This is a genomic window from Mesorhizobium captivum (assembly GCF_033977165.1).
In the GTDB taxonomy this organism is placed as follows: Bacteria; Pseudomonadota; Alphaproteobacteria; order Rhizobiales; family Rhizobiaceae; genus Mesorhizobium; species Mesorhizobium captivum.
On record NZ_JAVIJB010000009.1, the window covers coordinates 96,643 to 117,661 of the forward strand.

The following is a 21,019-nucleotide window of genomic DNA, read 5'->3' on the forward strand; positions in this document are numbered from 1 at the left end:
GGGAATGCGGGTTTGGGCACTATGGGGTTCGGTTGTTCTGGCCCTGGTTGGCGCCGGCACGGCGAATGCCGACGTGAAGATGAGCGGCACCTTCGTGGCCGACAGCGCCTGTCCGGCGACGCAAGCCATCAAGAGTGGCAAGAACCCGGGCAACATCTCCACCGAGGCAGGACAAAGCTATCAGCTTCTGGCCGGCAACAAGGACGAGCCCACCCACTACCTCATCCAGGTCCCGGGCGCCAATCCGGAACGACGCTGGGTGAAGATCAACTGCGGTCATGTCACCGGCGGCAGCGTGTCGGCCACGCCGGCGCCTGCCGACCAGGCCAGACCGTCGCAGCCGGCTTCCGGCAAGCCTGAATATGTCTTCGCATTGAGCTGGCAGCCGGCCTTCTGCGAGACCAAGGCCAACAAGCCCGAATGCAAGGCGCAGAATCCCAACGAGTTCGACGCTTCGCACTTCACCTTGCACGGGCTGTGGCCGCAGCCGAACGGCAATTTCTATTGCCAGGTACCCGCAAGCGACAAGGCCAACGACAATCCCGCGCATTGGGGGGATCTGCCAGCGGTCGACCTCGATGCCAATACGCGCGCCGAGCTCGACCAGGTGATGCCGGGTACTGCCTCCAAGCTCGAACGCCACGAATGGATCAAGCACGGCACCTGCTACGGCAAGAGCCAGCAGGAGTATTTCTCCGACGCGCTCAATCTGATGCGCGCGGTGAACGCCTCGCCGGTGCGCGACCTCTTCACCAAGAACATCGGCAAGCAGTTGACATCGGACCAGATCCGCGATGCTTTCGACCAGGCCTTTGGCGGTGGCGCCGGCGACCGGGTGCGCGTCTCCTGCCTTGTCGATCCGTCGAGCGGCAGGCGGTTGATCGGCGAACTGACGCTCGGCCTTTCCGGTCCGATCGGTCCTGACAGCAAGCTTGCCGACCTGCTGATGGCCTCGACGCCGACGGGCAAGGCCGGTTGCCCGAAGGGCACGGTCGACGCGATCGGGTTCCAGTAGGGGGCTGCGCGGGTTTAGCCGCCGGACCGGCAGTCCCGCGGCTTGGCGAAAGATCGCGATGTGCCGAAAGCGATTGCCGTTCGGCGCGTCATCGCCTACATAGCGCGCAACCCCCATCCAACCTGACACTCAGTTTCCAGGGAAAGCGCGCGTGGCTCGCCAGTTCATCTATCACATGTCCGGCCTGTCGAAGGCCTATGGCACCAAGAAGGTGCTCGACAACGTTCATCTGTCCTTCTACCCGGACGCCAAGATCGGCATCCTCGGCCCCAACGGCTCGGGTAAGTCGACCATCCTGCGCATCATGGCCGGGCTCGACAAGGAGTTTCAGGGCGAGGCATGGCTGGCTGAAGGCGCGACCGTCGGCTACCTCGCGCAGGAGCCGCAGCTCGACGCAAGCAAGACCGTGCGCGAAAACGTCATGGACGGCGTGGCCAGGAAGACCGCCATCATCGAGCGCTACAACGAGCTGATGATGAACTATTCCGACGAGACGGCCGACGAGTCCGCCAAGCTGCAGGACGAGATGGATCGCCTCAACCTGTGGGACCTCGAGCAGCAGGTCGAGATGGCGATGGACGCGCTGCAGTGCCCGCCGGCCGATTCCGAGGTGACCAACCTGTCGGGCGGCGAGCGCCGCCGCGTGGCGCTCTGCCGCCTGCTCCTGGAGCAGCCCGACCTGTTGCTGCTCGACGAGCCGACCAATCATCTCGATGCCGAGACCACGCAATGGCTGGAAAAGCATCTGCGCGATTATCCGGGCTCGGTGCTGATCATTACCCACGACCGCTACTTCCTCGACAACGTCACCGGCTGGATCCTCGAGCTCGACCGCGGCCGCGGCATCCCCTATGAGGGCAACTACACCAAATATCTCGACGCCAAGGCCAAGCGCCTGATCCAGGAAGGCCGAGAGGACGACTCGCGCCAGAAGGCAATCTGGCGCGAGCGCGAGTGGATCCAGTCCTCGCCGAAGGCGCGCCAGACCAAGTCCAAGGCACGTATCAAGGCCTATGAGGAGCTGGTCGAGCAGTCGCAGAACCGCAAGCCCACCGACACGCAGATCGTCATTCCGTCGAGCGAGCGCCTCGGCAACGTCGTCATCGAGGTCGAAGGCCTCAACAAAGGCTTCGCCGACGAGCTTCTGATCGAGGACCTGTCGTTCAAACTGCCGCCGGGCGGCATCGTCGGCGTTATCGGCCCGAACGGCGCCGGCAAGACGACGCTGTTCAAGATGTTCACCGGCCAGGAAAAGCCGGATGCTGGTTCGATCCGTATCGGTGAGACGGCGAGGCTCGGCTATGTCGACCAGAGCCGCGACGCGCTCGATCCGAACAAGACGGTGTGGGAAGAGATCTCCGGCGGCGCCGAGGTCATCAAGCTCGGCAAGCACGAGGTCAACAGCCGCGCTTACTGCTCATCCTTCAACTTCCGCGGCGGCGACCAGCAGCAGAAGGTCGGCAACCTTTCGGGCGGCCAGCGCAACCGCGTCCATCTGGCCAAGATGTTGAAGGGCGGCGGCAATGTGCTGCTGCTCGACGAACCGACCAACGACCTCGACACCGAAACGCTAAGCGCGCTGGAGGACGCGCTGGAAGCCTATGCCGGCTGCGCGGTCATCATCAGCCACGACCGCATGTTCCTCGACCGCATGGCGACCCACATGCTCGCCTTCGAGGGCGACGCGCATGTCGAATGGTTCGAAGGCAATTTCGAGGAATACGAGAAGGACAAGCTGCGTCGCCTGGGCGCGGAAGCGGCGACCCCGCACCGCATGACGCACAAGCGGCTGACGCGGTAGGATCAACCAGGGGGCGGCGAACAAAGAGGTTCTGAAATGGCCGACTGGTCCGCCGCCCAATATCTGAAGTTCGAGGATGAGCGTACGCGGCCCGCGCGTGACCTGGCGGCGCAGGTGCCTGTCGACTTCCCGCGCCGCGTCGTCGACATCGGCTGCGGTCCAGGCAATTCGACCGAGCTACTGGTCGAGCGCTGGCCGGATGCCGAGGTCAGCGGCTTCGACACCTCCCCCGACATGATCGAGAAGGCGAGGACGCGGCTGCCCAATGTCACCTTCGCGCTCGCCGATGCTGCCAAATGGCAGCCGGAGAACCCGGTCGACGTGATCTTCGCCAACGCCGTCTTCCAGTGGCTGCCGGAGCATCCGGCGGTGTTCCAGCGGCTGATGGGATTGCTCGCGCCCGGCGGCGCCTTGGCCATTCAGATGCCCGACAATCTCGCCGAGCCTTCGCATCAGCTGATGCGCGACACCGCGGCCGAGATGTCGTTCTCCGCCAAGCTCAAGGGCGCGGCGCGCGCGCCGCTGCCGCCGGTTTCGTTCTACTACGATCTCCTGTCGCCGCTCGCGGATCGGGTGGATATCTGGCACACGATCTACAACCATCCGCTGGCCGATGCCGAAGCGATCGTGGAGTGGGTCAAGGCGACGGGGCTGAAGCCATTCCTCGATCCGCTCGACGCGGATGAGAAGAAGCTGTTTCTCGAAAGCTATACCGCCAAGATCGCAAAGGCCTATCCCAAAACAGCGAACGGCAAGGTGCTGCTGCGCTTCCCGCGCATCTTCATCATCGCCAAGCGCGCCTGACTGCTTCCGGTCAACTCATCGCGATAGCAGCGCGCAACTGAGATTTAAGCTGGCATAAAGCGGACAAATGCGACAAGGGTAGCGCGCTCCGGCACAAAGGCCGTGCCTCGGACGGATTGGACATGCATCGCGTCATCATCAGCGGCATCGGCGCCGAAATCCCCGAGCCTGTCATCACCAATGAAGAGCTGGTCGAAAGCTTCAACAGCTGGGTCGACACCGAGAATGCGCGCCGCGCCGTCACGGGCGAGACGCCGCTGCAGAAGTCGGACAGCGACTTCATCGTCCACGCCTCGGGCGTGCAGACCCGCCATGTGATCGAGCGCGAGGGCATCCTCGATCCAACCCGCATGGCGCCGCGCATTCCGGCACGGCCGGACGACGCGCTGTCGCTGCAGGCGGAATTCGGCATCGCATCCGCCAAGAAGGCGATCGCCCATGCCGGCGTGGAACCGTCAGATATCGACCTGGTGATCTGCTCGGCCTCGCATCACCAGCGGCCCTATCCGGCGATCGCCATCGAGATGCAGGAGGCGCTGGGCACCAAGGGCGCCGGCTTCGACATGGGGCTGGGCTGCTCTTCCGCCGCGGCCGCGCTGCATATCGCGGTCAATCTGGTCAGGGCAGGGGCGCACAAGCGCATCCTGGTGTCGACGCCGGAAATCATCACCGGCCATCTCAACTTCCGCGACCGGCAGACGCATTTCATCTTCGGCGACGCTTCGGTCGCGATGGTCGTCGAAGGGCTCAACCAGGGCGAGAAGCGGCCGGGACGCTTCGAGGTGCTCGACACGCGCACCTGGACGCAATTGTCGAACAATATCCGCACCAATCTCGGCTACCACACCCGCACGGCCCAGGACGATCCCTACATGATCAAGCTCGAAGGCAATCTGATCAAGCAGGTCGGCAACAAGGTGTTCAAGGAAGTCACCGTCGCCGGCCACAAATTCATCGTCGAGTTCCTGGCCGAGCATGGGCTGACGCCGCAAGGCATCCGCCGCTTCTGGCTGCATCAGGCCAATGCGCGCATGAACGCGATGATCCTGAAACTCGCCTTCGGCCACGACGTCGACCATGACCGCGCGCCGATGGTGCTGGAGCGGCTCGGCAACACGGCCGGCGCCGGCGCTATCGTGGCGCTGTCGGAAAACCATGCCGACATGAAAGCCGGCGATTTCGGCCTGCTCTGCGCCTTCGGCGCCGGCTATTCGATCGGTGGCGCGCTGCTCAGGATGCTTTGAGAGGTCGTCAGGCTGGCGCGAAGGGCACCAGCATCGGCACGCGTCTGGCATAGTCGTCATAGACAGGGCCGAGCTCGCCGCGAAGGAAGCTCTCTTCCAGTCTGGCCTTGACGACGATGCCGACAAGCAGGTGCGCGGCGCCGGCGATGCCCCAGACCGTGCCTTTCACCGCCATGGTGGCGAGGATCGACAAAAGCAGACCGGTGTAGATCGGGTGGCGGACCAGCCGATAGGGGCCGGTGTCGACCACCCGGTGATCGGCCTTAGCGGTGATGGTGCCCGACCACAGCTTGCCAAGATGCAGGCGCGCCCACCAGGCGAAGGCGATGCCGATGGCGATCAGGGCGACGCAAATCCACGCCTCGGCAAGCGTCGGCGTCCACAGCCGCAGCCTGCCGGCATAGCCATGCGCCGGAACGAACAGCAGGATGGTGCCGGCGAGCCACAGTACCCGATATTGCGCCTCAGCCCTGAAGCCTGCGCGCTTTTGCGCGGGGTCGGCCCAGAAGGAGGCCAAAGCCCAGGATACGATCCAAGCCAGCCACAAGGCAGCGATTGCGGGTCCGGGATGCATGATCAACCCTTTTGTCTTGGCGCCGCCATCAAAGCGATGCCGCGGGGCGAAAGATAGTGGCGGCCAGTAAGAACGTCGTGATCGCAAGGCGAGCGCGAGCAGACACCGCTCCTATTCGCTCGAACAGCTAAACATCCACTGTACGCCAAAAGCATCGACGAGCATCCCGAAGCTTGTCCCCCAATATCGACGCGCCAGAGGCACGGTGATCCGGCCGCCTTCGGCCATGTTGCCGAACAGCGCCCGCATCGTGATGAGGTCGTCGAACTCCAACATCAGCGCCGAGCCTTTCATGGGCTCGGCGTCGTCATTGTCAGATGCGTGAAAAAGGATGCCAGGCCCCTCGAACCGGGCATGCAGTACTTTCCCTCGCATGGCCTCGGTTCGCACGGGCATATTGTTTTCGCCCCAACGCAGGAGGACTGTTCCCTGGCCGAGGCCACACCGTTCGTAGAAGGCGAGAGCCTCCTCGCAGTTGGTCGTGAAGAACAGCGAGGGAGAAAACCGCATCCCGTGCCCTTGCTTCTGAACCGTGGTCGTCATGCGGCGGTCATCGCCGCCGCGACCAACGCCTCGCCTGAATATTGCCGGCCGCCGATGCCCCAGCCGCCATCGGGCGCATTGAGAATGTTGATCCAGGTGTTTTCGGGCCTGTGGCCCGGCACGCAAAGGTCGGTGACGATCCTTGCGGCAGCCGTGATGAACGCCTCTCGTGCCTCGATGGAGGCGAGGCCGATGTTCGGCAGTTTCAGCTCCACCATGACGACAGGCCGGTTGGCGCCGCCCGCATAGATGCGATGGCCCGGCAGGACATGGACCGTTCCGCCGACGATTGCAGTGAAAAATGAATTCCCGGTGGCTCCGGAGGCCTCGATGAGCGCGGCGCTCAGGCGGGGAAGGATTTCGCGCTCCCCAGCTGCTGTCAGCACGCCTTCGGGCGCGGTCACGGTGATCGGCATGATGGTTCTCCCTTATCTGCTGCGGATGGCCCTGACGGCTCTGGTGCTTTGCGCTTGTCAGGTTACGTACTGATTGTTACGTTACCTCAAATCGGCAAGTCAATGGGTTTCGTATCGATCACTATGGAAAATTTCGAGAAGTCACGCGGCGGCAGGCCGCGCGCATTCGACCCGGAGGTTGCGCTCGACGCCGCGATGCATCTGTTCTGGGAGCATGGCTATGAAGCGACCTCGCTTGCCATGCTGCGCGAGGCCATGGGCCTGACGCCGCCGCAGATCTACAACGCCTTCACCGACAAGGAGACACTGTTCCGTCGGGCGCTGGCGCGCTACCACGAAAGGGAGATCAGGTTTGCGCTCGACGCGCTCAGCGCGCCGGTGCCGGTTAAGGAGGCGATGCGTTTGCTGCTGATGGGCGCGGCTGAGGCCTACACCCGGCCGGGCAAGCCCGGCGGCTGCCTTTTCATCAGCGGTGCGCTGGCGGCCTCGTCGCAGGCGCAAGGCATCGCGGACGAGCTCAGGACATATCGCAAGGCGACCGAAGCGGCGATCACGGCGCGGCTGGTCAAGGGCCGAGAGGCCGGCGAATTGCCGGCGGATCTGTCCGTCGAGCGATTGGCCAAATATCTGGCCGGCGTCATGCACGGAATGTCGATCCAGGCGCGTGACGGCGCTTCGGCGGAAGACCTCAGGGCTTTGGCCGAGACCGCTCTTGCCGCCTGGGCAGCCGAAGTGCGAAAAGCGGCCGACACAAATGGCGAAACCGATGCCGGACCTGTTCTCCACAATTGAAACGCCCGTCGAGATCGTGCCGGGCCGCAAGCTCGCGGCGATGGCCGCAGCACTTTACATGGCGGCTTCCGATCATTTCGAGACAAGGCGGGTAGAGGAATTGCGGCTCGGCTTCGACGGCATCGAGGGCGATTTCCATGCCGGCGCGACGCGGCGTTCGGGCGGGCGCGAGCCCTGGTATGCGCGTGGCACCGAGATGCGTAACGAGCGGCAACTGTCACTGGTCGCCGCCGACGAACTGGCCATCGTCGCCGAGCTGATGGCCATCGCAGAGATCAAGCCGGAGTGGATCGGCGCCAACCTGCTGATCGAAGGCGTGCCGCATCTTTCCATGCTGCCGGCCGGATCGCTGCTGTTTTTCAAGGGCGGCGTGACCGTCAAGGTCGATGCGCAGAACGGGCCCTGCCGCTTCTCCGGTCGCTCGGTGGCCGAGCATGCCGGCATGACCGATCACGAGGCTGGGGCATTGCTGTTTCCGAAAGCAGCCAAGCGCCTGCGCGGCCTCGTCGCCTGGGTCGAGAAGCCGGGCGTGATCAGGGCAGGCGAGGAGATCTCGGTGCGGGTGCCGGAGCAGTGGATCTATCGCGCTTAGAGCGGTTCACCGTTTCACAGGAACGGCGAACCGCTCTATCTCTTTGTTTTGGCGCAATTCCGGACGGAAAACCGCTTCACTTTTCCTGGAATTGCTCTAGTAGCGCACCGGGCTCGACCAGGCCGGATCGTCGTGCCTTTTCCAATAGAGCGCCATCAGACGCTCGGTGATCGCGCCGACCTTGCCGTCGGCCACCGGCGCGCCGTCGATCGTCGTGACGGGCATGATGCCGCCGGCAGTCGAGGTGATGAAGACTTCGTCGGCTGTCTTGAGCGCGGCCACGCTGACATCCGCCGCCACCGCGGAGAGTCCCGCCTCGGCGCATAGGTCAAACACGGTGCGGCGCGTGATGCCGGGCAGAACGCCGACGGCGGGCGTCGACAGTCTGCCCGCCTTGGCGCAGAACACATTGAAGCCCGGACCTTCGGCGACGTTACCGTTGAAGTCGAGGATCAGCGCGGTGTCGGCGCCGCGGTCATAGGCGTCGTAGAGCCCACGCACCAGGTCCAGCCAATGGTAGTTCTTGATCGAGGGATCGATCGAGGCAGGCGGGATGCGGACCTTGTCGCTGATCGCGACATGGAGGCCGCTTCGCAACTGCTCGGCATTGGCGACCGAGCCGAACGGGACGGCGAAAGCCATGAACCGGTTGATCGCCTGACGTGGATCGCGGCTGAAGGTCGGCGAGGCGCCGCGCGTGCACAGCATCTCGACATAGGCTGCTCGATGGCCGGACAGCGCGACGCAGTTGTGAAGGATTTCGGCGACGCCGTCGCGGTCGAACGGGATCGCCATGCGGAGCTTTTCCAGCCCGCCGAAGAAACGGTCGAGATGCAGATCGAGACGGAAAAAGCGGCCATCCCAAACATGGACCGTGTCGTAGGTGGCGTCGGAGTGCAGAAAGCCCCAGTCGAGTACCGAGACCTTGGCCTGCGACATCGGCAGATATTGTCCATCCAGGTAAGCCACCCCGTCCGGATAAGCGTGCGGGTCGAGGTAACGATCTGAAAGAACGGGGAGCAACCCGGCGGGCTTGGAGGTGGCTTGGCTCACTTCATTCCTCCCTCGTCGTTGCGGCAAAGCAGGCTAGCGTCCGGTCCCAAATGAAGTAGAGCCAGGCCGTCGGCGTTGCTTGGCCTGTGAGGCGGTTGCGCGGTCCGGGTGGTTCCCATCGGCCTCATTCCTCCTCGTCGCCTTCCTCCAGCAAGCGCGTCGCGCGCCAGCGGGTCAGCACCTCGTTGGTCTGCTCGATGACGAAGAAGCGCGCCGAGTCGCGGTCGTAGCCTTCGGCGAGCAATCTCTCGTAGTCGGTATGGGCGTGGCGGACATGAGCGATGGTTGCCAGCCACACCGCGATCGTCGGCGGCAAGGTCTTCATATGCACTGAACCGGCGTCGGCGCGGATCCTTTCCATGTCGGCGTAGGGAGCGAGCGGCAGGAGCGCGGTCAGCGCCTTGGCAATGGCGCGGCGGCGGCCGGTCGGCGCGCTCATTTCTCGTCGCGCCCCGCAATGGCCGCTTCAGGGAAGGCGTCGATCGAAGCGTAGTAGGGCTTGATGTCGATGACCGCCGTGCCGTCCAGCACATCGATGGCATCGATCTCGATCCGGCCAGCCTCAATATCGAGCGCGACGAGCTTCGCGACATGCAGGCCAATGGGGTTCGGCCGGGCAGGGGAGCGCAGCGAGAAAACACCTTTCGGTTCAGCAGCATGGCGTGGTTTCTGCACGATGAGATTCCGCGGCGCATGACCGAGCCAGGACAGGATGGCGATGTGGCTGGCGCGGTCGAGGTTTTGCAGACCCGGCCGGTAGGCCTCGTCGACCAGAACCGTCGCCGTCCGTCCGGTCTCGCGGGCTGCGCGCATGTTCTTCGGGCAATCCTCGCGACTGGTCCAGGGCGAGACGATATGGCCGATGAAGACGACATGGCCGTCCGGCGGCATATCAGCCGGGTCGATCTTCAGGAGCTTCTCGCCCTCGCGTGTCTCGAACATCGGCTTGGTCCCCGTCAGTCCGCGGAAGAACGGCCGAGCGCATGCCGATTGTGGCTGCGCCATTTTCTTGTCCGGAAGCGACATAGCGCTTGCCAGGGTTTCAAATTCGACATAAACATATCTTTATATCTTTCACCGAGAATCCCGCTCATGTATGTCACGCTCGACACGATGGTAGATACATTGAAGGCGGCGGCCGAATCTAGCCGCCTGCGCATCCTAGTGCTGCTGTCGCGTGGCGACCTCACAGTCTCCGACCTTACCGAAATCCTTGGTCAGTCGCAGCCGCGCGTCTCGCGGCACCTGAAGCTCCTGCTCGATGCCGGGCTGATCGGCCGCTACCAGGAAGGGTCCTGGGCCTTTTTCAGGCTGTCGGACACGGACGCTTCGCGCGATTTCGTGCAACGCTTGGTCTCGGGCGTGCGCGAGGCCGATCCGCAAGTGGTGCGCGATCTGGAGCGGCTGGCGGCGGTCAAGCGCAAGCGGCAGGACCGAGCCGCTGAATATTTTTCCGAGAACGCCGCAAGCTGGGATCGCATCCGCTCGCTGCATGTGCCGGACCGCGCGGTGGAAGCGGCGCTGCTCAAGCTCGTCGGCAAGCGGCCGTTCCAGTCGATGCTCGATCTCGGCACCGGCACCGGCAGGCTGCTGGAGATTTTTGCGCCGCTCTACCGGCGCGGCGTCGGCATCGACATGTCGCGCGAGATGCTGACGGTGGCGCGCGCCAATCTCGACAAGGCGGGCGTCGCCAATGCGCAGGTGCGCCATGGCGATATTTTTTCGCCGCCGGTCGAGCGCAACGCATTCGACCTCGTCACCATCCATCAGGTGCTGCACTATCTCGACGATCCGGCCCGCGCCATCGGCGAGGCGGCGAGACTGCTGCGTCCGGCGGGCCGGCTCATCGTCGTCGATTTCGCGCCCCACAATCTCGAATTCCTGCGCGACCAGCACGCGCATATGCGGCTCGGTTTTTCCGACAGGCAGATTGCCGACTGGTTCGAGGAGGCAGGGCTCGATCTCGAGGACAGCCAGGAATTCGAGCCGCGCGGGCAGGCCGAGGCCAGGCTCACCGTCAAGCTTTGGCTTGGTCGTGACCGCCGGCTGCTGATCGCCGATCCGTCCAATGACTCGCTACCAGCAAGGGAAACAGCCTGATGAACCAGTTCCGCTTTTCCCGCCGCCCGGACATTGGCGACAAGGTCCGGGTATCGTTCGAGTTCTTCCCGCCGAAGACGGACGAGATGGAGGCAAGGCTCTGGGACACCGTCACCCGGCTGGAGCCGCTCAAGCCGAAATTCGTCTCTGTGACCTACGGCGCCGGCGGTTCGACCCGGGAACGCACCGCACGCACGGTGAAACGCATTCTCAACGAGACGACGCTGACGCCGGCGGCGCATATGACCTGCGTCGACGCGGCCCGTCATCAGGTCGACGCCGTCATCCGGGAATTCACAGACATGGGCGTCACCCGATTTGTCGCCTTGCGCGGCGATCCGGCCGCGGGTGTCGGAACCGCGTACCGTCCGCATCCCGACGGCTATGCCAACGGCGCCGAACTGGTCGGGGCGCTGAAGAGCGTCGGCGATTTCGACATCTCGGTCTCGGCCTATCCGGAAAAGCATCCGGAAAGTCCGGATTTCGTCACCGACATCGACATGCTGAAGCGCAAGGTCGACAATGGCGCGACGCGGGCGATCACCCAGTTCTTCTTCGACAACGACCTTTACGAGCGCTATGTCGAGCGGGCGCGCCGCGCCGGCATCTACATCCCGATCGTGCCTGGTATCTTGCCTGTGCACAATTTCACCCAGGTCGCCAACTTCTCGTCGCGCTGCGGCGCGCTGTTGCCGGCGTGGCTGGCCGAGCGCTTCGAAGGGCTGGAGAATGATGCGCAGACGCATGCGCTGGTGGCGTCGGCGGTCGCGGCCGAGCAGGTGCACGATCTAGTCGAGCGCGGTGTCGGCGATTTCCACTTCTACACAATGAACCGCGCCGATCTTGTCTTTGCCGTCTGCCACATGATCGGCATCCGCTCGCATGAATCGGAGGCGGCCGGGTCGGCCGCAGCCTAATGCATGTCGCCCAAAAATGTGCAGCGGTTTTGGGAATACGACATGCATCAAAACAAAGACTGAAATGGAAAAGGCCGGGTAGAACCCGGCCTTTTCGAACTGTTTGAACTACTCTCGGTACTGATCTTCCCGGCTTTGGCGGGTCAGGGAAGAATGCCTATGATAAGGGCACCGATGAATGCGAATGCGGCACAAATCATCAAAGCGTTGATTGGCCTCGTCAGTCCCATGTCATAGCCTCCTCTTCAGAGCTATGGCCGGAATCTAGAGTCATTTGGGTCACAGGCAAGCGGAAAACGTGCTGCAATGCGACATGAATGTGGAATTTGCGACTTCTAATTTGCCGTTAGCCGTTGAAACTCTTCGGCAAAAACCAATTCAAGAGTTGTGAATAAATTGTGGCGGCGCTGTGGCATGACACCGCTACCATCGGCCGAACAGACGGCCGTCGATGGTGATCAGGCCGAGTCCGATCAGCGCCATGCCGCCGATCTCAAAGGCCGCCAACCGTTCGCCGAGGAACAGGAAACCGAGCAGCACGGCGCTGACCGGCACGATCAAAGTGACCAGCGAGGCATTGGTGGCGCCGGCCGAGGCGACGAGGTTGAAATAAAGGATGTAGGCGAATGCGGTGGACAGCAGCGCCAGCCCCAGCACCGCGGCCCACACCGGCGGCGAAGCCGAAAACAGTCCGGCCGGTCCATAGGCAATGAGCACGACGGGAATCATGATGATGGTCGAGGCGGTCAGCTGCCCCGTGGCGATGACCGGTGACGGCACGCCCTTGAAGCGGCGCGCGATCATCAGGGCGACCGCGTAGGACAGCGAGGCGCCGATCAGCGCGAACTTCGCCCACACCGGCCCGCCGAGCCCGGCAACCAGGCCTGGACCGATCATGACAGCAGTTCCTGCAACGCCAAGCGCGATGCCGGCCAGCTTGTTCCAGGAGAGCTTTTCGTCCGTGGTGAGCGCATTGGCGAATATCAGCGTCCAAAACGGCGTCGTGGCGTTGAGCACCGAGGCGACGCCAGCGCCGAGCTCGGTCTGGCCGGCGAAGATCAGCGAAAAAGGAATGACGTTATTGGTCAGCGCCAGCAGGAAGAACAGGCCCGCGTAAGGAAAGGCGAGGCGGAAGGACGGGCCGCGGATCGCCAGATAGAGCTGAAGCGCTGCCGCGGCGATGACGACGCGAAACAGCACCAGCGCCAGCGGATGGATTTCGGACACGGCAATGCGGGCAAAGAAGAACGAGCCGCCCCAGATCGCGCCGAGCAGCAGGAGCTGCGCCCAGTCCCTGAGCGTCATCGGTCCGCGCGTCGCCGCGGCGCCAGCCGTAATCGTCATGTAGTCACCCTCCCAGGCCGGACGCAATCTCAGCCCGCCGAACAGCTCCAACCGATATCCGGTCTGGCGGCAAGGGCCACCCGAAACCGGACTGGTGGTTTAGCGTTGGCGCAAAGGTGCGGCGAGTCGTGCGGGAAGGCGAGACATAGAACTGTTTTCTTTGGCGGCTAGCTAGGATTAATTGTGCGCAGCCAGGTCAGGGATTCGTCCATGCAGCGATTCGAAAATGCCCGCGAGGCGGCACTGGCGCTTCGCCCGGACGATCCGGTCTATTGCTTCCGTCCACAGGTGCTGAAGGCCGATGCCTTGCAGTTCATGGGCATGTTTCCCGGCAAGACCGCCTATGCGGTCAAGACCAACGGCGAGCAGATCGTGCTGAAGACGCTGGTGGAGGCCGGCGTCGGCGCTTTCGACGTGGCCTCGCCCGGCGAGTTCGCCGCCGTGCGCGCCGTCTCGCCGGACGCCGAGATGTTCTACATGCACCCGGTCAAGGCGCAGTCGGACATCAAGCTGGCGCTGGAAAAATACGGCATCCGGGTGATCTCGCTCGACCACGAGGACGAGATCACCAAGCTGACGCGGGTGGTGCGGGCGCTCGATATCGACCCGGGCGCGCTGACGGTGTTCGTGCGCATCCAGACCAAGGGGCACGCTGCCTATGAGCTGTCGAAGAAGTTCGGCGCCGGGCCCGCCAACGCGGTGGAGCTTGCCGAGCGGCTCAACCGGACCGGCTACAAGGTTGGCCTCTGCTTTCATGTCGGCAGCCAGATCGAGGACCCCGACACCTATGAGCGGGCGTTGGCCTCGGCCGACTGGGTGCGCAACCGGCTGACCTTCGATATTGCCGGGCTCGATGTCGGCGGCGGCTTTCCGGCCGAGTACGGCCACGACCCCAATCGCAGGCACATCGAGATGCCGTCGCTCGGCCAGCTCATGTCGCGGCTGGCCGGCGACCTCAAGGAATACCAGTTCGACGAGATGCCGCTGGTCGCGGAGCCAGGGCGCGTGATCGTCGCGCGCTGCCTGTCGCTGATCGTGCGCGTGCTGCTGCGCAAGGGCAAGCGGCTTTACATCAATGACGGCATCTGGGCGTCGCTCTCGGATTCATGGACCGGCAAGATCACACTGCCGGCGCGCTTCATCCCGGATCCCGCGATCCGCACGCGCAACGGCGCCGAGAAAAACATCGTGCCGTTCAAGGTCTGCGGCGCGACCTGCGATTCCGTCGACATCCTGTCCAGGCCGTTCTGGCTGCCGGAAACGGTCGACACCGGCGACTGGATCGAGATCGGCCACATCGGGGCTTACTCGCTGTCGCTGAGGACACGCTTCAACGGCTTCTACCCCGATACGTTCGTCGAGGTGACGACGCCCTTCGACGAAGGCGATGCACCGGTGGGGTTTGCCAGCCTGGAGACGATGGCAGACTAGAGTAGTTCAGCGTTAGGTAGAAACGCTGAACTATTCTAACTATTTGTTTTTACGCAATTCCGGACGGAAGACCGTTACACACTTTTCCTGGAATTGCTCTAGGCGACCCCGCCGCCGGCCTGGATGTTCTCGCCGGTCAGCCAGCGGGCCTCATCGCTGGCCAGGAAGACGGCGACGTCAGCAACGTCGCGCGGCGCGCCGATCCTGCCGAAGGGCGACATGCCGGCAGCAACGGCGCGGTCACGCTCGGGCAGCAGATCGGTGTCGGTGAAGCCGGGCGACAGGGCGTTGACGGTGACGCCGCGTGGCCCGAGTTCGCGCGACAGCACGCGCACGAACTGTTCGACGGCGCCCTTGCTGCCGAGATAGAGGGCGGTCTGCGTGAAGTACATCTTTGTCCCGCCAGTGGAGACTGCAATGATGCGGCCGCCGTCACGTACCCGGCGTGCCGCTTCCTGGAGCGTGAAGAAAGTGCCCTTGGCGTTGGTGCCGAAGACAAGGTCGAAATCGGCTTCGCTGGCCTCGACCAACGGTTTGATGACGGCGACGCCGACATTGGCGACGACGATGTCGATTGCGCCCAACTGGCTCTCGGTCTCGTCGAACAGGCGGCGAACGTCCGACACGCTGGATATGTCCGCCTGAATGGCGATCGCCTTTCCGCCCTTGCTCGTGATGGCGGCCACCACCTCGTCCGCGGCCTTGTTGTTGCTGACATAGTTGACGGCGACAGCGGCGCCGTTGGCTGCGAGTCCTTCCGCGATGGCGCGACCAATGCCGCGCGAACTGCCGGTGACGATTGCGGTTTTGCCCTGAAGCGCATGAGACATGTTCAGTTCCTTCAATTACTCCTTGCCGCATCGGTTGCGCGACGAGCAGGTAATTGAGAAATAGCGGTATACAATTGATCAGATAATGGCCTATTATCTGACTGGCTTGTTAATCCTGAGATACATAATGAGAGGGTCTGAATTCACCGAACTCAGGGCCTTTGCGGCGATCGTGGAGGAGGGCAGTTTCATCCGCGCTTCTGCTAGGCTTAGGATTTCACCGCCGGCTCTCAGCCAGACGATACGGCAATTGGAAGCTCGCCTCGGCGTCCGCCTGCTGAACCGGACGACACGCAGCGTCGCGCCGACCGCGGTCGGCGAGACGCTGTTTGCCCGCCTTGCGGTGGTGTTCGGTGAACTGGAAGGCGCTGTCGCGGACGTTCAGGCCGCGCGTGACAGCCCGACTGGTTCGCTGCGTATCAATGTTCCGCGCATTGCCGCAATGCGGTTCATCGCGCCGATCCTCGGCGACTTCCAGCGCGCTTATCCCGATATCGTACTGACGATCATTGTCGACGACCTGCTGACAGATATTGTCGAGGGGCGTTTCGATGCCGGAATCCGTCTTGGCGAACGGCTGGAGAGGGACATGGTTGCTGTCAAGCTGAGCGATGATTTGCAAATGGCCGCTGTGGCTGCTCCGGCCTACCTCAAGGGTCGCGCGATTCCGCGCTTCCCGCAGGATCTACACCAGCACCGCTGCATCAACTTTCAATGGCCCGGCGGAGGCAACATCTACCGATGGGAGTTCTCGCGCGGTAAGCGGTCGCTGGAAATCGCCGTCGAGGGAAGTCTCATCGTCAACGATACAGAGCTGATGCTCAAGGCGGCGCTGGACGGAGCAGGTGTGGCTTACATGCTTGATTATCAAGTCCAGCCATCGATCGAGACCGGCAAACTGGTTCGGTTTCTCGAAAACTGGTCGCCCAGTTTTCCAGGCTTTTATCTATATCATCCAAGTCGACGGCATGTGCCGCCGGCACTGCGTGTGTTCATCGATTTCATTCGGACGAATCGAGAGTAGAGGCACGGAGCTGGAAGGACCGACCTCCGTCCATCACAGGAATCACAGCTTCGCCAGCAGCTCCGGCGTCGGCCAGCCATCCACCGGAAGGCCAAGCCGCATCTGTTCCTTGCGGATCGCCTCGCGGGTGTTTGTGCCCAGGATGCCGTCGACCGTTCCCACATCGTAGCCTTTGGCTTCGAGCTTGGTCTGCAGCGCCTTCATCTGGTCGCCGCTGAGACCTTGCTCCGGCGTGCGCGGGTCGAATTGCGGGGCGCCGGCAAATCGCGTGGCGAGCACCGCGGCGGTCAGCGCATAGGTGAAGGACTGGTTCCACTCCAGGTAAACGTCGAAATTGTCGTAGGTCAGGAAGGCAGGACCCTTGCGACCCATGGGCAATGCGAGCCCGGCCTTCAGGCCATTGTCGACGAGCGGCGTGCCGTTCGGATTGGTCACGCCCCACTGAGCCCATTGCGAGATCGGCAACTTGTTGGTGCGGCCGGTCTGGTCCCAAGGCATATCGCCGGGAACGCGCACTTCCTCGACCCAGGGCTGGTCGCGTTTCCAGCCGCGCGACAGGATCTTGTCGGCCGTGGTCATGATCACGTCCGGCACGCTGTTCCTGAGATCGACCGTGCCGTCACCGTCGCCGTCGACGCCGCGGGCGAGGTAGTCGGTCGGCAGGATCTGCGTCTGGCCGATCTCGCCGGCCCAAGCGCCTTTGACGTCGGTCGGCAACACGCCGCGGTCGATCAAGGTCAGCAGCGGCACCAACTGCGGCCGGAAGAGCTGGGGGCGGCGGCAGTCATGCGAGAGCGTGACCAGCGCGTCCAGGGTATGGAAATCGCCCTGCACGGCGCCGAAATCGGTTTCCAGTCCCCAGAATGCGGTGATGACTGCCGGCTGCACGCCGAAGTCCTTGTCGGCGCGCGCGAAGACATCGGCATATTTCTGGAGGTTGGCCGCGCCCTGCTTGAGGCGATATGCCGAGATCATGCGGTTCGAGAATTGGATGAAGGTCTGTGCGAACACTCCTTGAGCACGGTCGCGCGCCAGCACCTTCTCGTCGATCGTGGCGGCTTCCAGCGCGTCCAGTCCAACGGCGCCGACGCCGGCCGCCTTGGCTTCGGCCGCGACGCCCTGTTTCCAGGTTTCGAAATCGCCGCCGCATTCCTGTGCCGCCGCCGGCCAGGCGAAAGCACCGAGGATCAGCGCCGCCAAAATTTCAACGCGCAATCGCATCGCTTCCCTTTCGAGACCGCCGCATGATCCGTGAAACCCGGCCGGGTCTGGACAGGATCATGCGTAGATTTCAAAGTTCAAGAGCGCCGTTCGGCACCCGGGCAGGGTGCGCCGCTCAGCATCACCGGCGGTTGCAACTATCGCCGCCTGCCGTGTCGAAAAGCAGGCACGTGGGCCGATGTCAACGGGTGTTCTGCCGCAGCCACTTGTTCCAGGCGGCTTCCGAGCCGTTGAAAACATTGATGTCGGACTTGCCGGTCAGGCCGGGCACGATGCCGGTGCCGGTGTACTGCCAGAAGGCGAAGGGGTGGCTGCCATACTTCTGACGCGGATGGCCGGCGACCGAGCGCAGCCAATAGGGATAGCCGCGGAAGGTCGCCAGTTGATTGTCGTCGAAGAAGTCGAGCGAAGTGTAGATGATCGGCTTCTTGCCGTAATGGCGTTCGACGATTTCGAGGAAGGTGGTCATCTCGCTGCGCACCGTCGCGGGATCAGGGCGCAGCCTGCAGGTCGGCGACTTCGGGTTCCATTCCATGTCGAGCACCGGCGGCATGGCCGACGGGTCTCTTGGGACATTGGCGATGAACCAGCGCGCCTGTGTAGCGGCCGGGGTGCAGAAATAGAAGAAATGATAGGCCGCGCGCGGGACTCCGGCCGCCTTTGTGCGTGACCAGTGCTCGTTGAAATAGTCATCGAAACGGTCGCCGCCCTCGGTCGCCTTGATGAAGGCGAAGGAGATGCCGCTGGCCTTGGCCGTCGGCCAGTCGACCGAGGTCTGGTACTTGGAGACATCGGTGCCATGGATGGCATAATTCCACGGCGTGCCGCTGTCCCATTCATGCGGCTTGGAATCCTCGAAACGCGGCGCGCGCACCGCGACGGTCTGCGATGACGGCGCCAGCGGCGAAAGATCCTCGACGGTCGAGCAGGCGCCCAACAGCGTAAGCATCAGGATGGCCGCAAGACGGCGCATGATATCCCCCGAGCCGGGATCAGCCGGCCGCTGATGGGTCCTTCACTGATGGTGGTCGCTTACGCGGGCCCCCTCCGGACGATCGCCCCACAGGACCGCCCTTCTTCATGCATGTCGTTGTCCCAAAGCAGCTTGGCGCTTTTGGGCGATATCCCTCCGTGATCGCCGAACATGGTTGATAATCCGTTGACGGCGCTCGACATCGGACATGATTTTGCGGAAGCAATGGCGGCAAATCGATGACATAAAGCGAGCCGGAAAGTCCAAAGGGCGGGAAAAGATGCGGGCGGTCGTGAAGTTCGTCAAATGGCTGCTGGGCCTCGTGGTGCTGGCGGTGGTCGCACTTTTTGCCTGGCTTTACCTTGCGCCGCCCGAGCTGATCCGTGTCGGCTCTGGCTATTCGGCCAAGATCGTCTGCTCGAACGTGTTCATCGCCGGCCGCGACCCGAATGAAGTGCTGGCGGTCGACGTGCAGGCGCCGGGCCATCCGCTGCTCAAGCTGATGAAGGTATCCGTCGACAGGGAAAGGGGGCTTGTTTCGGCGGGCCTGTTCGGCGTGCTGGGCAAAAGCGTCGCGGTCGCGCGCGACGGGCTCGGCTGCGCCTCGGTTCCCAACGGCGACACCGGACGGGCGAGGCAGACATCCGTGCATGTCGAGCCTCTGGCGGTGACCGCACAGGACGCGCTCTGGCCCGAAGGCGAACGGGTGGATGCCTCGCAAAACCCGCAAGTGTCGAAGATCATCGACGATGCCGCCATGGCCGGGACCGGCATGCGCGCGCTCGTTGTGGTGAAGAACGGCCATATCGTCGCGGAGCGCTATGGCGATGGCTTTACCGCCAAGACGCCGCTGCTTGGCTGGTCGATGACCAAGACGGTGAATGCCGCGATCGTCGGCACGCTGGTCAAGGGCGGCAAGATGGCGCTCGACAGCAAGGACCTGTTCGCGCCGTGGAAGGCCGACGGGCGGGCCGCCATCAGCCTCGCCGACATGATGGCGATGTCGAGCGGGCTGGAGTTCAACGAGGATTACGGTGACGTCGCCGACGTGACCCGCATGCTTTATCTTGAGCCGGACATGGCGGGCTTCGGCGAGGCCAAGCCGCTCACCGGCGAGGTGGGCAAGGCGTTTTCCTATTCGAGCGGCACGGCCGTTATGCTGTCTCGGCTGTGGCAGGACGCGGTCGGCGACAAGGCAAAGGCGCTGGCATGGCCGCGGACGGCGCTGTTCGAGCCGCTCGGCATGCACAGCGCGGTGCTCGAAACGGACGAGCAGGGTACGTTCGTCGGCTCGTCCTATCTCTATGCCACGGCGCACGACTGGGCCCGCTTCGGCCAGTTCCTGCTGCAGGGCGGCGTCTGGAACGGCGCGCAGATCCTGCCCGCCGGCTTCGTCGACTGGATGCGGGAGCCGGCACCGGCCTCGAAGGTCTACGGCAAGGGTCAGGTCTGGATCGAGGGGCCGGGCGATGAGGAGAATCCCGGCGCTGGCGCCGCTGCCGGCCTGCCGAAGGACACCTATTGGATGGAAGGCCATGACGGCCAGACGATGGCCGTCGTTCCGTCGGAGCAACTGGTCGTGGTGCGTCTCGGACTGACGCCCGCCAAGCTCGGCTACCGTCCGCAGATCATGGTGGCGGCGCTGGTGAAGGCACTACACTGAGCTCTGATGGCCAATCGCCGCAACTCCTCTCTATGCTGCGGTCGGCAAAGGTTTGGCGCGATTGACGCGCGCCCGCTCATCAGGCGAGTTCATGACTTGCCAAAGATCGCTGCGGCGTTGGACGTTCAGCCAGAAATCCGGGCTGTTACCAAACACTCGCGCCAGAATGAGCGCGGTCGCTGCCGTCACGTTGCGGCGGTCATTGCACAATTCGTTCACATGTTTGCGCTGAACTCCCATTGCCCCGGCCAACGCCGCCTGTGTCAGGCCGAGCGGCTGCATGAATTCTTCCGTGAGGATTTCGCCAACCGTTGCGGGCTTGCGTGCGGTCATCAACATGTCTCACCTCACTTATAGCTGTGGTCGTCCAGATAGATGTCGGACGCCTCGCCGCGGCCGCCGTCCCAGCGGAAGACCAGCCGCCATTGCTTGTTGACACGGATTGAATGGAAACCTTCGAGATTGCCGCGCAGCTTCTCGAGATGATTGCTGGGCGGCACACGCAAGTCCTGATCAATCGTCGCATCGTCAATCATCTGGAGCTTGCGGAACAAACGGCTTTCGAGATCGGGCGGAATATTGCGAGAGTGGATGTCGTCTACAAAGAAGGCCCGCAGCCATCCGTCTCTAAATCCGACGATCATCGCATGCTTTCCAGGATAGAGGTAATGTACCACTCCTT

Annotated in this window: 23 protein-coding genes; 11 read left to right on the plus strand and 12 right to left on the minus strand. The window is 63.3% G+C overall.

Annotated features, from left to right (window positions below):
• The first annotated feature begins 4 nt into the window (after positions 1–4).
• From RFM40_RS10520 to RFM40_RS10535, 4 genes are all read left to right on the plus strand, one after another.
• Entirely contained in the window at positions 5–1,015 is a 1,011-nt protein-coding gene (locus RFM40_RS10520) for a ribonuclease T2 family protein (RefSeq protein WP_320225410.1), read from the plus strand.
• Between the two features lie 151 nt (positions 1,016–1,166).
• Complete coding sequence (gene ettA / locus RFM40_RS10525) at positions 1,167–2,816, plus strand: energy-dependent translational throttle protein EttA (protein WP_320225411.1); 1,650 nt, start codon at positions 1,167–1,169, stop codon at positions 2,814–2,816.
• Between the two features lie 36 nt (positions 2,817–2,852).
• Positions 2,853–3,620, plus strand: a complete 768-nt coding sequence (gene tam / locus RFM40_RS10530) for a trans-aconitate 2-methyltransferase (protein ID WP_320225412.1) — start codon at positions 2,853–2,855, stop codon at positions 3,618–3,620.
• A 122-nt stretch (positions 3,621–3,742) separates the two neighbouring features.
• Positions 3,743–4,864: a beta-ketoacyl-ACP synthase III gene (locus RFM40_RS10535; protein WP_320225413.1), complete on the plus strand. Its 1,122-nt coding sequence runs from the start codon at positions 3,743–3,745 to the stop codon at positions 4,862–4,864.
• A gap of 7 nt (positions 4,865–4,871) precedes the next feature.
• On the opposite strand, the gene RFM40_RS10540 is transcribed toward RFM40_RS10535, so the two are convergent.
• The 3 genes from RFM40_RS10540 to RFM40_RS10550 all read right to left on the minus strand — a co-directional run bounded on the left by RFM40_RS10540 (position 4,872) and on the right by RFM40_RS10550 (position 6,397).
• Positions 4,872–5,438 (minus strand): methyltransferase family protein, encoded by a 567-nt coding sequence (locus tag RFM40_RS10540; protein WP_320225414.1) that lies wholly within the window; start codon positions 5,436–5,438, stop codon positions 4,872–4,874.
• A gap of 111 nt (positions 5,439–5,549) precedes the next feature.
• Positions 5,550–5,948 carry a VOC family protein gene (locus tag RFM40_RS10545; RefSeq protein ID WP_320225474.1) on the minus strand — a complete coding sequence of 133 codons (399 nt, stop codon included), beginning with the start codon at positions 5,946–5,948 and terminating at the stop codon, positions 5,550–5,552.
• A 29-nt stretch (positions 5,949–5,977) separates the two neighbouring features.
• On the minus strand, positions 5,978–6,397 hold the full coding sequence (locus tag RFM40_RS10550) for a tautomerase family protein (protein WP_320225415.1): 420 nt from the start codon (positions 6,395–6,397) through the stop codon (positions 5,978–5,980).
• A gap of 102 nt (positions 6,398–6,499) precedes the next feature.
• On the opposite strand from RFM40_RS10550, the gene RFM40_RS10555 reads away from it, so the two are divergent.
• Together RFM40_RS10555 and RFM40_RS10560 are read left to right on the plus strand one after the other, a co-directional pair.
• Positions 6,500–7,189 carry a TetR/AcrR family transcriptional regulator gene (locus RFM40_RS10555; protein ID WP_320225416.1) on the plus strand — a complete coding sequence of 230 codons (690 nt, stop codon included), beginning with the start codon at positions 6,500–6,502 and terminating at the stop codon, positions 7,187–7,189.
• Positions 7,164–7,781: an MOSC domain-containing protein gene (locus tag RFM40_RS10560; RefSeq protein ID WP_320277504.1), complete on the plus strand. Its 618-nt coding sequence runs from the start codon at positions 7,164–7,166 to the stop codon at positions 7,779–7,781. Before RFM40_RS10555 ends, RFM40_RS10560 begins: the two co-directional genes overlap by 26 nt.
• A gap of 96 nt (positions 7,782–7,877) precedes the next feature.
• Here RFM40_RS10560 and RFM40_RS10565 read toward each other — a convergent pair whose 3' ends face one another.
• The 3 genes from RFM40_RS10565 to tsaA all read right to left on the minus strand — a co-directional run bounded on the left by RFM40_RS10565 (position 7,878) and on the right by tsaA (position 9,776).
• Entirely contained in the window at positions 7,878–8,741 is an 864-nt protein-coding gene (locus tag RFM40_RS10565; protein WP_320277529.1) for an aminotransferase class IV, read from the minus strand.
• Positions 8,742–8,958: 217 nt separating this feature from the next.
• Positions 8,959–9,273: a DUF2293 domain-containing protein gene (locus RFM40_RS10570; protein ID WP_320225418.1), complete on the minus strand. Its 315-nt coding sequence runs from the start codon at positions 9,271–9,273 to the stop codon at positions 8,959–8,961.
• Positions 9,270–9,776 (minus strand): tRNA (N6-threonylcarbamoyladenosine(37)-N6)-methyltransferase TrmO, encoded by a 507-nt coding sequence (tsaA, locus tag RFM40_RS10575; protein ID WP_320277530.1) that lies wholly within the window; start codon positions 9,774–9,776, stop codon positions 9,270–9,272. The genes RFM40_RS10570 and tsaA overlap by 4 nt, the downstream gene beginning before the upstream one ends.
• Before the next feature lie 150 nt (positions 9,777–9,926).
• On the opposite strand from tsaA, the gene RFM40_RS10580 reads away from it, so the two are divergent.
• Entirely contained in the window at positions 9,927–10,934 is a 1,008-nt protein-coding gene (locus RFM40_RS10580) for an ArsR/SmtB family transcription factor (protein ID WP_320225420.1), read from the plus strand.
• A complete protein-coding gene (gene metF, locus RFM40_RS10585) occupies positions 10,934–11,851 on the plus strand; it encodes a methylenetetrahydrofolate reductase [NAD(P)H] (RefSeq protein ID WP_320225421.1) in 918 nt (305 codons plus the stop codon). The genes RFM40_RS10580 and metF overlap by 1 nt, the downstream gene beginning before the upstream one ends.
• 423 nt (positions 11,852–12,274) lie before the next feature.
• Here metF and RFM40_RS10590 read toward each other — a convergent pair whose 3' ends face one another.
• Entirely contained in the window at positions 12,275–13,195 is a 921-nt protein-coding gene (locus RFM40_RS10590) for a DMT family transporter (protein ID WP_320277505.1), read from the minus strand.
• Between the two features lie 210 nt (positions 13,196–13,405).
• Between RFM40_RS10590 and RFM40_RS10595 the strand changes: the two genes are divergently transcribed.
• Complete coding sequence (locus tag RFM40_RS10595) at positions 13,406–14,626, plus strand: alanine racemase (protein ID WP_320225423.1); 1,221 nt, start codon at positions 13,406–13,408, stop codon at positions 14,624–14,626.
• Between the two features lie 98 nt (positions 14,627–14,724).
• Here RFM40_RS10595 and RFM40_RS10600 read toward each other — a convergent pair whose 3' ends face one another.
• A complete protein-coding gene (locus tag RFM40_RS10600; protein WP_320225424.1) occupies positions 14,725–15,456 on the minus strand; it encodes an SDR family oxidoreductase in 732 nt (243 codons plus the stop codon).
• Positions 15,457–15,541: 85 nt separating this feature from the next.
• On the opposite strand from RFM40_RS10600, the gene RFM40_RS10605 reads away from it, so the two are divergent.
• Complete coding sequence (locus RFM40_RS10605) at positions 15,542–16,480, plus strand: LysR family transcriptional regulator (protein ID WP_320225425.1); 939 nt, start codon at positions 15,542–15,544, stop codon at positions 16,478–16,480.
• A 42-nt stretch (positions 16,481–16,522) separates the two neighbouring features.
• On the opposite strand, the gene RFM40_RS10610 is transcribed toward RFM40_RS10605, so the two are convergent.
• Both RFM40_RS10610 and RFM40_RS10615 read right to left on the minus strand, forming a co-directional pair.
• Positions 16,523–17,701, minus strand: coding sequence for a lytic murein transglycosylase (locus RFM40_RS10610; RefSeq protein WP_320277506.1), 1,179 nt, complete (start codon positions 17,699–17,701; stop codon positions 16,523–16,525).
• A 181-nt stretch (positions 17,702–17,882) separates the two neighbouring features.
• Positions 17,883–18,674: a glycoside hydrolase family 25 protein gene (locus RFM40_RS10615; protein WP_320225427.1), complete on the minus strand. Its 792-nt coding sequence runs from the start codon at positions 18,672–18,674 to the stop codon at positions 17,883–17,885.
• A 280-nt stretch (positions 18,675–18,954) separates the two neighbouring features.
• Here RFM40_RS10615 and RFM40_RS10620 point away from each other — a divergent pair, with 280 nt between their 5' ends.
• Positions 18,955–20,337 carry a serine hydrolase domain-containing protein gene (locus tag RFM40_RS10620; RefSeq protein ID WP_320277507.1) on the plus strand — a complete coding sequence of 461 codons (1,383 nt, stop codon included), beginning with the start codon at positions 18,955–18,957 and terminating at the stop codon, positions 20,335–20,337.
• A gap of 30 nt (positions 20,338–20,367) precedes the next feature.
• Here the strand turns inward: RFM40_RS10620 and RFM40_RS10625 are convergent, their stop codons facing one another.
• Positions 20,368–20,676 carry a HigA family addiction module antitoxin gene (locus tag RFM40_RS10625; RefSeq protein ID WP_320277508.1) on the minus strand — a complete coding sequence of 103 codons (309 nt, stop codon included), beginning with the start codon at positions 20,674–20,676 and terminating at the stop codon, positions 20,368–20,370.
• Between the two features lie 8 nt (positions 20,677–20,684).
• Complete coding sequence (locus tag RFM40_RS10630; protein WP_320277509.1) at positions 20,685–20,981, minus strand: type II toxin-antitoxin system RelE/ParE family toxin; 297 nt, start codon at positions 20,979–20,981, stop codon at positions 20,685–20,687.
• Between the last annotated feature and the right edge of the window lie 38 nt (positions 20,982–21,019).

Coding starts and splice junctions, on each gene's coding strand:
- RFM40_RS10560 (WP_320277504.1), top strand. CDS start 7,164: ATGCCGGACCTGTTCTCCACAATTGAAACGCCCGTCGAGATCGTGCCG.
- metF (WP_320225421.1), top strand. CDS start 10,934: ATGAACCAGTTCCGCTTTTCCCGCCGCCCGGACATTGGCGACAAGGTC.
- RFM40_RS10605 (WP_320225425.1), top strand. CDS start 15,542: ATGGCCTATTATCTGACTGGCTTGTTAATCCTGAGATACATAATGAGA.
- RFM40_RS10545 (WP_320225474.1), bottom strand. CDS start 5,948: ATGCGGTTTTCTCCCTCGCTGTTCTTCACGACCAACTGCGAGGAGGCT.
- RFM40_RS10625 (WP_320277508.1), bottom strand. CDS start 20,676: ATGTTGATGACCGCACGCAAGCCCGCAACGGTTGGCGAAATCCTCACG.
- RFM40_RS10600 (WP_320225424.1), bottom strand. CDS start 15,456: ATGTCTCATGCGCTTCAGGGCAAAACCGCAATCGTCACCGGCAGTTCG.
- RFM40_RS10555 (WP_320225416.1), top strand. CDS start 6,500: ATGGGTTTCGTATCGATCACTATGGAAAATTTCGAGAAGTCACGCGGC.
- RFM40_RS10550 (WP_320225415.1), bottom strand. CDS start 6,397: ATGCCGATCACCGTGACCGCGCCCGAAGGCGTGCTGACAGCAGCTGGG.
- tsaA (WP_320277530.1), bottom strand. CDS start 9,776: ATGTTCGAGACACGCGAGGGCGAGAAGCTCCTGAAGATCGACCCGGCT.
- RFM40_RS10590 (WP_320277505.1), bottom strand. CDS start 13,195: ATGACGATTACGGCTGGCGCCGCGGCGACGCGCGGACCGATGACGCTC.
- RFM40_RS10630 (WP_320277509.1), bottom strand. CDS start 20,981: ATGATCGTCGGATTTAGAGACGGATGGCTGCGGGCCTTCTTTGTAGAC.
- RFM40_RS10580 (WP_320225420.1), top strand. CDS start 9,927: ATGTATGTCACGCTCGACACGATGGTAGATACATTGAAGGCGGCGGCC.
- RFM40_RS10520 (WP_320225410.1), top strand. CDS start 5: ATGCGGGTTTGGGCACTATGGGGTTCGGTTGTTCTGGCCCTGGTTGGC.
- RFM40_RS10610 (WP_320277506.1), bottom strand. CDS start 17,701: ATGCGATTGCGCGTTGAAATTTTGGCGGCGCTGATCCTCGGTGCTTTC.
- RFM40_RS10620 (WP_320277507.1), top strand. CDS start 18,955: ATGCGGGCGGTCGTGAAGTTCGTCAAATGGCTGCTGGGCCTCGTGGTG.
- RFM40_RS10570 (WP_320225418.1), bottom strand. CDS start 9,273: ATGAGCGCGCCGACCGGCCGCCGCCGCGCCATTGCCAAGGCGCTGACC.
- RFM40_RS10595 (WP_320225423.1), top strand. CDS start 13,406: ATGCAGCGATTCGAAAATGCCCGCGAGGCGGCACTGGCGCTTCGCCCG.
- RFM40_RS10540 (WP_320225414.1), bottom strand. CDS start 5,438: ATGCATCCCGGACCCGCAATCGCTGCCTTGTGGCTGGCTTGGATCGTA.
- RFM40_RS10615 (WP_320225427.1), bottom strand. CDS start 18,674: ATGCGCCGTCTTGCGGCCATCCTGATGCTTACGCTGTTGGGCGCCTGC.
- tam (WP_320225412.1), top strand. CDS start 2,853: ATGGCCGACTGGTCCGCCGCCCAATATCTGAAGTTCGAGGATGAGCGT.
- RFM40_RS10535 (WP_320225413.1), top strand. CDS start 3,743: ATGCATCGCGTCATCATCAGCGGCATCGGCGCCGAAATCCCCGAGCCT.